At 51.6% G+C, this 11,105-nt stretch carries 5 protein-coding genes, 2 tRNA genes, 3 rRNA genes and 1 riboswitch; of the genes, 1 reads left to right on the forward strand and 9 read right to left on the reverse strand.

Translation table 11 applies throughout. The annotated features are described in order from the left end of the window. Positions 1-189: 189 nt before the first annotated feature. The 7 genes from rrf to btuB all read right to left on the reverse strand — a co-directional run bounded on the left by rrf (position 190) and on the right by btuB (position 8,418). Positions 190-305: ribosomal RNA gene (gene rrf, locus C2U43_RS24475) — 5S ribosomal RNA — on the reverse strand. A gap of 91 nt (positions 306-396) precedes the next feature. After that, positions 397-3,303, reverse strand: a 23S ribosomal RNA gene (locus C2U43_RS24480). A 208-nt stretch (positions 3,304-3,511) separates the two neighbouring features. Next, positions 3,512-3,587, reverse strand: a tRNA-Ala gene (locus tag C2U43_RS24485). Between the two features lie 108 nt (positions 3,588-3,695). Further along, positions 3,696-3,772, reverse strand: a tRNA-Ile gene (locus tag C2U43_RS24490). 71 nt (positions 3,773-3,843) lie between these two features. Further along, a 16S ribosomal RNA gene (locus C2U43_RS24495) occupies positions 3,844-5,385 on the reverse strand. Together the 16S, 23S and 5S rRNA genes with 2 tRNA genes alongside form the textbook arrangement of a ribosomal RNA operon. 380 nt (positions 5,386-5,765) lie before the next feature. Continuing rightward, positions 5,766-6,617 carry a glutamate racemase gene (murI, locus tag C2U43_RS24500; protein ID WP_003847829.1) on the reverse strand — a complete coding sequence of 284 codons (852 nt, stop codon included), beginning with the start codon at positions 6,615-6,617 and terminating at the stop codon, positions 5,766-5,768. Then, positions 6,562-8,418: a TonB-dependent vitamin B12 receptor BtuB gene (gene btuB, locus C2U43_RS24505; RefSeq protein ID WP_032945649.1), complete on the reverse strand. Its 1,857-nt coding sequence runs from the start codon at positions 8,416-8,418 to the stop codon at positions 6,562-6,564. The genes murI and btuB overlap by 56 nt, the downstream gene beginning before the upstream one ends. Before the next feature lie 65 nt (positions 8,419-8,483). Continuing rightward, positions 8,484-8,670, reverse strand: a riboswitch (cobalamin riboswitch). Between the two features lie 115 nt (positions 8,671-8,785). Between btuB and trmA the strand changes: the two genes are divergently transcribed. Beyond that, positions 8,786-9,886, forward strand: a complete 1,101-nt coding sequence (trmA, locus tag C2U43_RS24510) for a tRNA (uridine(54)-C5)-methyltransferase TrmA (protein WP_103285913.1) — start codon at positions 8,786-8,788, stop codon at positions 9,884-9,886. Positions 9,887-9,968: 82 nt separating this feature from the next. Here trmA and C2U43_RS24515 read toward each other — a convergent pair whose 3' ends face one another. After that, on the reverse strand, positions 9,969-10,328 hold the full coding sequence (locus C2U43_RS24515) for a YijD family membrane protein (RefSeq protein ID WP_003825114.1): 360 nt from the start codon (positions 10,326-10,328) through the stop codon (positions 9,969-9,971). Between the two features lie 15 nt (positions 10,329-10,343). After that, positions 10,344-10,979: an HTH-type transcriptional repressor FabR gene (gene fabR, locus C2U43_RS24520; RefSeq protein WP_003028862.1), complete on the reverse strand. Its 636-nt coding sequence runs from the start codon at positions 10,977-10,979 to the stop codon at positions 10,344-10,346. Positions 10,980-11,105: the final 126 nt, after the last annotated feature.

Genomic DNA, 11,105 nt, shown 5'->3' on the forward strand with positions numbered 1-11,105 from the left:
GCTTCTTCACTTTAATTAATGCCTGGCAGTTTATGGCGGGCGTCCTGCCCGCCACCCTCCGGGCCGTTGCTGCGCAACGTTCAAATCCGCTCCCGGCGGATTTGTCCTCCTCAGGAGAGCGCTCACCGACAGACAACAGATAAAACAAAAGGCCCAGTCTTTCGACTGAGCCTTTCGCTTTTATTTGATGCCTGGCAGTTCCCTACTCTCGCATGGGGAGACCCCACACTACCATCGGCGCTACGGCGTTTCACTTCTGAGTTCGGCATGGGGTCAGGTGGGACCACCGCGCTACAGCCGCCAGGCAAATTCTGTTTATCAACACGCTTTTGCATGTCGATGTTATCTGTATCAGGCTGAAAATCTGTCTCTTCGCCAAAACATCTTCGGCGTTGTAAGGTTAAGCCTCACGGTTCATTAGTATCGGTTAGCTCAATGTATCGCTACACTTACACACCCGACCTATCAACGTCATCGTCTTTAACGTTCCTTCAGGACCCTTAAAGGGTCAGGGAGAACTCATCTCGGGGCAAGTTTCGTGCTTAGATGCTTTCAGCACTTATCTCTTCCGCATTTAGCTACCGGGCAATGCCATTGGCATGACAACCCGAACACCAGTGATGCGTCCACTCCGGTCCTCTCGTACTAGGAGCAGCCCCCCTCAATTCTCCAGCGCCCACGGCAGATAGGGACCGAACTGTCTCACGACGTTCTAAACCCAGCTCGCGTACCACTTTAAATGGCGAACAGCCATACCCTTGGGACCTACTTCAGCCCCAGGATGTGATGAGCCGACATCGAGGTGCCAAACACCGCCGTCGATATGAACTCTTGGGCGGTATCAGCCTGTTATCCCCGGAGTACCTTTTATCCGTTGAGCGATGGCCCTTCCATTCAGAACCACCGGATCACTAAGACCTGCTTTCGCACCTGCTCGAGCCGTCACTCTCGCAGTCAAGCTAGCTTATGCCTTTGCACTAACCTCCTGATGTCCGACCAGGATTAGCTAACCTTCGTGCTCCTCCGTTACTCTTTAGGAGGAGACCGCCCCAGTCAAACTACCCACCAGACACTGTCCGCAACCCGGATTACGGGTCTACGTTAGAACACCAGCCATTAAAGGGTGGTATTTCAAGGATGGCTCCATGCAGACTGGCGTCCACACTTCAAAGCCTCCCACCTATCCTACACATCAAGGACCAGTGTTCAGTGTCAAGCTATAGTAAAGGTTCACGGGGTCTTTCCGTCTTGCCGCGGGTACACTGCATCTTCACAGCGAGTTCAATTTCACTGAGTCTCGGGTGGAGACAGCCTGGCCATCATTACGCCATTCGTGCAGGTCGGAACTTACCCGACAAGGAATTTCGCTACCTTAGGACCGTTATAGTTACGGCCGCCGTTTACCGGGGCTTCGATCAAGAGCTTCTCCTTACGGATAACCCCATCAATTAACCTTCCGGCACCGGGCAGGCGTCACACCGTATACGTCCACTTTCGTGTTTGCACAGTGCTGTGTTTTTAATAAACAGTTGCAGCCAGCTGGTATCTTCGACTGATTTCAGCTCCATGGGTAAACCACTTCACCTACATATCAGCGTGCCTTCTCCCGAAGTTACGGCACCATTTTGCCTAGTTCCTTCACCCGAGTTCTCTCAAGCGCCTTGGTATTCTCTACCTGACCACCTGTGTCGGTTTGGGGTACGATTTCGTGTTACCTGATGCTTAGAGGCTTTTCCTGGAAGCAGGGCATTTGTTACTTCAGCACCGTAGTGCCTCGTCATCACACCTCAGCGTTAAAAGGTACCGGATTTACCTGGAACCTCCGCCTACATGCTTAAACCGGGACAACCGTCGCCCGGCTAACATAGCCTTCTCCGTCCCCCCTTCGCAGTAACACCAAGTACAGGAATATTAACCTGTTTCCCATCGACTACGCCTTTCGGCCTCGCCTTAGGGGTCGACTCACCCTGCCCCGATTAACGTTGGACAGGAACCCTTGGTCTTCCGGCGTGCGGGTTTTTCACCCGCATTATCGTTACTTATGTCAGCATTCGCACTTCTGATACCTCCAGCATACCTCACAGTACACCTTCAACGGCTTACAGAACGCTCCCCTACCCAACAACACATAGTGTCGCTGCCGCAGCTTCGGTGCATGGTTTAGCCCCGTTACATCTTCCGCGCAGGCCGACTCGACCAGTGAGCTATTACGCTTTCTTTAAATGATGGCTGCTTCTAAGCCAACATCCTGGCTGTCTGTGCCTTCCCACATCGTTTCCCACTTAACCATGACTTTGGGACCTTAGCTGGCGGTCTGGGTTGTTTCCCTCTTCACGACGGACGTTAGCACCCGCCGTGTGTCTCCCGTGATAACATTCTTCGGTATTCGCAGTTTGCATCGGGTTGGTAAGTCGGGATGACCCCCTAGCCGAAACAGTGCTCTACCCCCGAAGATGAATTCACGAGGCGCTACCTAAATAGCTTTCGGGGAGAACCAGCTATCTCCCGGTTTGATTGGCCTTTCACCCCCAGCCACAAGTCATCCGCTAATTTTTCAACATTAGTCGGTTCGGTCCTCCAGTTAGTGTTACCCAACCTTCAACCTGCCCATGGCTAGATCACCGGGTTTCGGGTCTATACCCTGCAACTTAACGCCCAGTTAAGACTCGGTTTCCCTTCGGCTCCCCTATTCGGTTAACCTTGCTACAGAATATAAGTCGCTGACCCATTATACAAAAGGTACGCAGTCACACCTCAAAGGGTGCTCCCACTGCTTGTACGTACACGGTTTCAGGTTCTTTTTCACTCCCCTCGCCGGGGTTCTTTTCGCCTTTCCCTCACGGTACTGGTTCACTATCGGTCAGTCAGGAGTATTTAGCCTTGGAGGATGGTCCCCCCATATTCAGACAGGATACCACGTGTCCCGCCCTACTCTTCGAGTTCACAACACATGCACTTTTGTGTACGGGACTTTCACCCTGTATCGTGCGACTTTCCAGACGCTTCCACTAACACACATGCTGATTCAGACTCTGGGCTGCTCCCCGTTCGCTCGCCGCTACTGGGGGAATCTCGGTTGATTTCTTTTCCTCGGGGTACTTAGATGTTTCAGTTCCCCCGGTTCGCTTCATTACGCTATGTATTCACGTAATGATAGTGTGACGAATCACACTGGGTTTCCCCATTCGGAAATCGCCGGTTATAACGGTTCATATCACCTTACCGACGCTTATCGCAGATTAGCACGTCCTTCATCGCCTCTGACTGCCAGGGCATCCACCGTGTACGCTTAGTCGCTTAACCTCACAACCCGAAGATGTTTCTTTCGATTCACCATCGACTTGCAAAAATTTGAGAGACTCGAACACACCGCTTTTCATTTCTTATTACGGAGAAATGAAACAGTGTGTCGTTTCAATTTTCAGCTTGATCCAGATTTTTAAAGAGCAAAACTTCGCAGTGAACCTTTTCAGGTACACTCTGAAGTTTTCTTGTGTTTTTGCAGTAAGGATGGTGGAGCTATGCGGGATCGAACCGCAGACCTCCTGCGTGCAAGGCAGGCGCTCTCCCAGCTGAGCTATAACCCCATCGTAAATGCTAATCTCTGTACCCTAATTCGTTTCCGGGCAAGGCGCGGTGGTGCGAAGCATACTGAAGTATGCGAGCATCGCCGTAACACAGCACGGAGGCGAATTTGGTAGGCCTGAGTGGACTTGAACCACCGACCTCACCCTTATCAGGGGTGCGCTCTAACCACCTGAGCTACAAGCCTGCAGAGATTTTCTTACTGCTAATTTTCATCAGACAATCTGTGTGAGCACTACAAAGGCAGGTTCTTTAAGGTAAGGAGGTGATCCAACCGCAGGTTCCCCTACGGTTACCTTGTTACGACTTCACCCCAGTCATGAATCACAAAGTGGTAAGCGCCCTCCCGAAGGTTAAGCTACCTACTTCTTTTGCAACCCACTCCCATGGTGTGACGGGCGGTGTGTACAAGGCCCGGGAACGTATTCACCGTGGCATTCTGATCCACGATTACTAGCGATTCCGACTTCATGGAGTCGAGTTGCAGACTCCAATCCGGACTACGACATACTTTATGAGGTCCGCTTGCTCTCGCGAGGTCGCTTCTCTTTGTATATGCCATTGTAGCACGTGTGTAGCCCTACTCGTAAGGGCCATGATGACTTGACGTCATCCCCACCTTCCTCCAGTTTATCACTGGCAGTCTCCTTTGAGTTCCCGGCCTAACCGCTGGCAACAAAGGATAAGGGTTGCGCTCGTTGCGGGACTTAACCCAACATTTCACAACACGAGCTGACGACAGCCATGCAGCACCTGTCTCAGAGTTCCCGAAGGCACCAAAGCATCTCTGCTAAGTTCTCTGGATGTCAAGAGTAGGTAAGGTTCTTCGCGTTGCATCGAATTAAACCACATGCTCCACCGCTTGTGCGGGCCCCCGTCAATTCATTTGAGTTTTAACCTTGCGGCCGTACTCCCCAGGCGGTCGACTTAACGCGTTAGCTCCGGAAGCCACGCCTCAAGGGCACAACCTCCAAGTCGACATCGTTTACGGCGTGGACTACCAGGGTATCTAATCCTGTTTGCTCCCCACGCTTTCGCACCTGAGCGTCAGTCTTTGTCCAGGGGGCCGCCTTCGCCACCGGTATTCCTCCAGATCTCTACGCATTTCACCGCTACACCTGGAATTCTACCCCCCTCTACAAGACTCTAGCCTGCCAGTTTCGGATGCAGTTCCCAGGTTGAGCCCGGGGATTTCACATCCGACTTGACAGACCGCCTGCGTGCGCTTTACGCCCAGTAATTCCGATTAACGCTTGCACCCTCCGTATTACCGCGGCTGCTGGCACGGAGTTAGCCGGTGCTTCTTCTGCGAGTAACGTCAATCGCTGCGGTTATTAACCACAACGCCTTCCTCCTCGCTGAAAGTACTTTACAACCCGAAGGCCTTCTTCATACACGCGGCATGGCTGCATCAGGCTTGCGCCCATTGTGCAATATTCCCCACTGCTGCCTCCCGTAGGAGTCTGGACCGTGTCTCAGTTCCAGTGTGGCTGGTCATCCTCTCAGACCAGCTAGGGATCGTCGCCTAGGTGAGCCGTTACCCCACCTACTAGCTAATCCCATCTGGGCACATCCGATGGCAAGAGGCCCGAAGGTCCCCCTCTTTGGTCTTGCGACGTTATGCGGTATTAGCTACCGTTTCCAGTAGTTATCCCCCTCCATCGGGCAGTTTCCCAGACATTACTCACCCGTCCGCCACTCGTCACCCAAGGAGCAAGCTCCTCTGTGCTACCGTTCGACTTGCATGTGTTAGGCCTGCCGCCAGCGTTCAATCTGAGCCATGATCAAACTCTTCAATTTAAAAGTTTGATGCTCAATGAATTAAACTTCGTAATGAATTACGTGTTCACTCGTTGAGACTTGGTATTCATTTTTCGTCTTGCGACGTTAAGAATCTGTATCTTCGAGTGCCCACACAGATTGTCTGATAAATTGTTAAAGAGCAGTTGCGACGCGCTTTAGCGCTCTGTCGCGAGGTCCCGTATATTACGTTTTCCTCATTCAGAGTCAAGCATTTATTTTTGCTTTTCTCTACGAGATTCTCAGGAGAACCCCGCTGACCCGGCGGCTTGTAATCCGTTGTTCCGTGTCAGTGGAGGCGCATTATAGGGAGTTATTTCAGGCTGACAAGGGGAAATTTAAAATAATCTTCCGAGTGCGTATTTTTTCATCAAAACCACTTAAACTGACAGTTTTTCGAGCGTTTTAAAGCCATAGCGCTGTAGCACAGGCAATAATTGTTCAGCTTCTGTCGTCATTGCCATACAAAATGCAACGTTCTCATCGGTTGATTTCGCATCTGGTGCTTCATGCTCTAACAACCAGGCCGTGCGGCGCGCTATCGCGGCACCAGAATCCACCAGTCTCGTCCCCTCGGGAAGGACCTGTAAAAGTTCTTCCTGTAATAGAGGGAAATGAGTGCAACCGAGCACTACTGTGTCAGGTGGTTCAGACATCCGCAGCCACGGACGCAGAATACGCCGCAGCTCTTCCAGAGAAACTGTTTCACCGTGCAGCTTCGCTTCCGCAAGTTCCACCAGCTCAGCAGAACCCAACATTGCAATTTGGCATTCGTTAGCGAATCGCGCAATCAGCTCATGGGTATACGACCGCTTCACCGTTGCACGTGTAGCCAGTAGCCCCACAACACCGTTCGCCGTGAGTCGCGCTGCCGGTTTAATCGCAGGCACCACGCCCACAACCGGGAATGCAAATTTCTCACGTAACGCAGGGAGCGACACCGTGCTTGCTGTATTACACGCGATGACCGCAAGAGAGAGGGGATAGCGCTGCTGGACCGCAGTCACAATCTCAACAACACGCTCGACGATAAACTCCTCGCTCTTCTCTCCATAAGGAAAAGCGACGTTGTCGAAAGCGTAGATATAGTGGAGATCCGGCAGAAGACGCCGGATCTCGTCATAGACCGACAACCCACCGACGCCGGAATCAAACACCAGCACGGTGGGACGGGGATCAGAAGGTGTAGCTGCCAGACAAGGTGTATTCCCGTCCTGCAGTTGCGTAGCCATAAACTGTCTCGTAATCTTTATCGAACAGGTTGGCGATTTTACCACGAACTGTCAGCTGTGAGGTGATTGGATATGACACTCCGATATCCCACAAGCTGACGCCGCCCAATTTAACATCACGATTATTGTCATAATCATTATCGTAACGTTCACCTATATATTGATAAGCAACGTTCCACCCCAAGTCCTGAACCTGCCCAGTTAACTCATACTTAACCTGCTGTTTTGCTCGGCGATAGAGTACCTTATTCGTATCATCATCCCGCGGGTCAACATACTGTAGCGTCAGGTGATGATCTACCGGGCCAGTCGTAACATTCCCAGTCCATTCCAGCCCTTTAATCGTGGCTGATTTAACGTTGACGTACTGGTTATTCTTGTAATCGATCAGGTTTTGAATTTCATAATGATATGCCGAAAGACGCCAATCAAGCGGCCCTGTCAATCCATCAATCCCTGCTTCCCACTGTTTAGATTCTTCCGGTTTCAAATTCGGGTTGGCTGCAATACCCGGCCCATAGGAAGAGGCAAAACGCGTAGCCCCGTATTGCTGACCAAGTGAAGGAGCCAGGAAACCTGTGCCATAAGAGAGCGTTGCACGGTAGCCATCAACAAACTCCCAGCCTGCAGCAGTCTGCCAGGTGCCATGCCAGCCGAATTGTTCATCATGATCTTCACGGCCTGAGGCTTCCAGCGTGACGCTATCAATTTGTTGTTGCCCAGTTAGATAAAGTCCGGTCGTATCACGTTTATAAGCGTCCGATTTCGTGGTACTACTGGAAGTCAGCTTTTCTTGTTTCCAGTCGACACCACCGCTAATCGCTCCATGCCCAACCTCAACGTTATTTCCCCACTGAATATAGCGCTGTTCCATATTATCCAGCGTAGCATCCCCCGCATAACGACCGAGTTGATTGCTATAGTTGTAATCTTTGAGATGCTGGTAGTTAGCAATCAGTTGGGCGGAATAGATACCTGAGCTGTAACGAAGGCCGGAATCCCAGGACTGAGTGTAATTCTGAGCTTCATCATTACCGCCAGCATAGCCATAAGAGCCCTGATCGTAATCGCTATTCGCCGTGTAGCCGTAACCACGGAAGAAACCGGAGAAGTTATCGTTAAATTTGTGCTGCAAGCCGCCCCAGAACAGTTTGTTGCGATAACCATCGCGATCGCTGTCACCGCTGTAAGGGGAATCAGGTTGAATGTTAAAACCTTTGGTCGTCTGGTAAGCGCCAGCCGCCGTCACCATCGTGTCACCAAATCGTTTATTTATCGTGCCGTCGTAGGTCTGATAACCATCAGTCCCCATACCTGCGTTGATCTGTGATTTCTCTTCATTACTCATCGTAATGATGTTCATCACACCACCGATCGCACCAGATCCGTACACAGCTGAACGCGGCCCGCGAATATATTCAACACGTTGCACCAACGATACCGGAATCTGACCAATATCAATCGCATTACCGATGCCCGCACGCGCCATCGGCACTCCATCAATCAATACCAGCACATGCCGGGACTCAGTACCGCGAACATACAGCGAGGAGCTTTTCCCCATACCGCCGCTTTGCGAAATATCTACGCCCGGCAATCGGCGCATGACATCATTGAGATCTTTTGACTGCCAGCGCTGAATATCTTCACGCGTCACCACATCAGTGGGGGCAAGGACAGTATTAACAGGCTGCTGAAAACGGTTGGCAGTAACGACGAGAGTATCTGGGCTAGTATCCTGTGCCCAACCAGAAAATGCCGTGACGGAAAGTGCCGTGCACAGCAACGATTTTTTAATCATTGTAAAGCATCCACAATATAAGAAGGATGCCGCAGGTCCCACCGATAGTACGCGATGATGAAAGCCAGATGCGACGTTAGCCGGCAGGTCTTCGGGCTTGGAGGCAACTTAAAGAGACGATGACTTCCCACGGCATGCCGCAGTGTCTGCACCAGGTGCGCTCATCCCCTACCTTCCTTACCGCTGCGCGTCAGCTCCAGATTCACACTGGATTCCCTTTTAACTCACAGGACCGGAAAACGGATGCTACAGTTTGTTACAACCCACTGTCCAGACTGCGTATCACAATATCGGAAATCATCAATGACTGGACATCTGATGAGCAATCCCTACAATCCCCGCGTACTTTTATTTTTCAGGACGCATCATGACCCCCGAACACCTTCCGACAGAACAGTACGACGCACAGTTAGCTGAAAAAATGGTGCGTCTGCAGAGCTTAATGACGCCATTTTATGCACAGGCTCCGGAAGTGTTTCGCTCACCGGTCAGCCACTACCGTATGCGCGCGGAATTCCGTTTGTGGCATGACGGTGATGATCTGTACCACATCATGTTCGACAGCCAGACCAAAAACCGTATCCGTGTCGACAGCTTCCCGGCAGCCAGTGAGCTTATCAACACGCTGATGACGGCAATGATCGAAGGCGTTCGCAGCAACCACGTCCTGCGTCACAAACTGTTTCAGATTGATTACCTCACAACTCTGAGCGGTCAGGCGGTGGTATCGATGCTGTACCATAAAAAGCTGGATGATGAATGGCGTCAGGAAGCTGAAACGCTGCGGGATGCGCTACGGGCGAAAAACCTGAATGTGCATCTGATTGGCCGGGCAACCAAAACCAAAATCGAGCTGGATCAGGACTACATTGACGAACGCTTGCCGGTTGCGGGTAAAGAGATTATCTATCGCCAGGTTGAGAACAGCTTCACCCAGCCGAACGCCGCCATGAATATTCAGATGTTGGAGTGGGCGATTGATGTCACCAGGGGCTCAAAAGGCGACCTGCTGGAGCTGTATTGCGGCAATGGCAATTTCTCGTTAGCCCTGGCACAAAACTTCAACCGCGTACTGGCGACGGAAATCGCCAAGCCATCCGTTGCTGCTGCACAGTACAACATTGCGGCTAACCAGATTGAAAACGTACAAATAATCCGCATGGCGGCCGAAGAGTTTACTCAGGCGATGAACGGCGTTCGCGAGTTCAACCGTTTGCAGGGAATCGATCTAAAGAGTTACCAGTGTGAAACTATCTTCGTTGACCCACCGCGCAGCGGTCTGGACAGCGAAACGGAGAAAATGGTGCAGGCGTATCCGCGCATTCTGTACATCTCCTGCAATCCGGAGACGCTGTGTAAAAACCTGGAAACGTTAAGCCAGACGCACAATGTTTCACGTCTGGCGCTATTCGATCAGTTCCCGTATACGCACCATATGGAGTGCGGCGTACTGTTAACCAAGAAGTAAGACAGAACGTAGGCTGGATAAGCACTACCTGTTCAGATTGCCGGATAGCGGCTTTGCCTTATCCGGCCTACCGCTACAACTGTTACTCCGCAATTTCCTGTTTACGGTTACGGACTTTAAAGCCGATCCAGAACACCAGAATCACAGACAGTACCGCCGGGAAGAAGTTAGAGCCGATATCCGGATATTCAGCGCGTACCACGGTGCTGTACAGCAAAACGCCGAGGATAAAGCAGGCGGCAGCCAGGCCCGGCAATCCCACAGGCATGGTGCGGTTCTGATAGCGTTGATGCAGACAATACACCGTCAGCACCAGCGAAATGATCGGGAATACTGAGAATGGCACAATGGAGCTAAACAGCGCCGCAAATGTACCATTGATCGATAAGCCAGCAACCAGCGCCAGCAGCAGCGTACCTTTATCTTGACCTGACTGTTTCATTGCTTGTCCTTCTCGTTACTCGGAGTGGTGCGTCATCTTCTCTTGTTCACGGCGGTACCAATAAAATGCGCCTTTCGCGATCATGCGTAGTTGCAATACCAGCCGCTCTTCCAGCTGTCGGCGCTGTTCAGCGCCAACATCCAGTGCTTCTGCCCCGGCGCTGAACACAATGGTTACCATGGCTTCGGCTTGCGCTTCAGTAAACGCACGAGGCATATGGTTTTCGAGTTCCAGATAGTCCGCAAGTTCCGCGATGAAGTGCTGAATTTCACGAGCGACCGCTGCACGAAACGCTGCGGATGTCCCCGAACGCTCGCGCAATAATAAACGGAAGGCGTTGGGATTGTTGCCGATGAACTCCATAAATGTTGAGACCGAGGTGCGGATCACACTCCCGCCCTTCGCGATACGCTGGCGCGCCTGGCGCATCAACTGACGCAGCATCAGACCGCTCTCGTCCACCATCGTCAGGCCGAGTTCATCCACATCGCGGAAATGGCGATAAAACGAGGTTGGCGCAATGCCCGCTTCACGAGCAACTTCGCGTAAACTGAGGCTGGCAAAACTACGCTCAGCGCTCAGTTGACTAAATGCGGCTTCTACCAGCGAACGCCGGGTTTTCTCTTTTTGTTGCGCTCTAACGCCCATCACGATGTCTGAATCCTTCCACATACCTTGCTGGCACTATACCAGAGATTAGGCGGTTGGCATGGCTTTGTGAATGATTGTTTACGCGCAGTTTGTGCTTCGACTTCGCAAAAAAGCACAACGATAATT

This window comes from Citrobacter freundii complex sp. CFNIH9, from assembly GCF_002903305.1.
Taxonomy (GTDB): domain Bacteria; phylum Pseudomonadota; class Gammaproteobacteria; order Enterobacterales; family Enterobacteriaceae; genus Citrobacter; species Citrobacter portucalensis.

Coding starts and splice junctions, on each gene's coding strand:
- C2U43_RS24515 (WP_003825114.1), bottom strand. CDS start 10,328: ATGAAACAGTCAGGTCAAGATAAAGGTACGCTGCTGCTGGCGCTGGTT.
- trmA (WP_103285913.1), top strand. CDS start 8,786: ATGACCCCCGAACACCTTCCGACAGAACAGTACGACGCACAGTTAGCT.
- murI (WP_003847829.1), bottom strand. CDS start 6,617: ATGGCTACGCAACTGCAGGACGGGAATACACCTTGTCTGGCAGCTACA.
- btuB (WP_032945649.1), bottom strand. CDS start 8,418: ATGATTAAAAAATCGTTGCTGTGCACGGCACTTTCCGTCACGGCATTT.